Annotated in this window: 1 pseudogene; it reads left to right on the top strand. The window is 51.1% G+C overall.

Annotation, left to right across the window (positions count from 1 at the left end):
* Window positions 1–129: 129 nt before the first annotated feature.
* Window positions 130–329: pseudogene (locus EZI54_RS24145) on the top strand (transposase); the annotation flags it as partial.

The following is a 329-nucleotide window of genomic DNA, read 5'->3' as shown; positions in this document are numbered from 1 at the left end:
AAGAGCGTGCAGGGTAGACTTTGACATGGCGTATCATTCCTCTGTTGGTTGTGATCTGGCGAGATCAACCAACAGGATACGCCACCTCTTCAACTTGCCTCCATACACCAGAAATCACCATAGCTCAACGTCTCCTGGTTCATTGCCAAACGGCCTGGCACCCGGAAGAAGCTGGATGCCGATAAACTAAAAGCCGAAAAAATCAAAGCCAGTGTTCGTGCCAAGGTTGAGCATCCCTTTCGGTACATCAAGCAGGTCTTCGGCTATGGCAAGGTCCGCTATCGTGGTCTTGCCAAAAACAGCAACCGGCTGCATTTGCTGGCAGCGTT

Origin of the sequence: Marinobacter halodurans, assembly GCF_004327985.1 — a bacterium.
Classification (GTDB): Bacteria; Pseudomonadota; Gammaproteobacteria; order Pseudomonadales; family Oleiphilaceae; genus Marinobacter_A; species Marinobacter_A halodurans.
The sequence above is the reverse complement of the archived record's forward strand: the minus strand, read 5'-3'. Positions and strand labels throughout refer to the sequence as shown.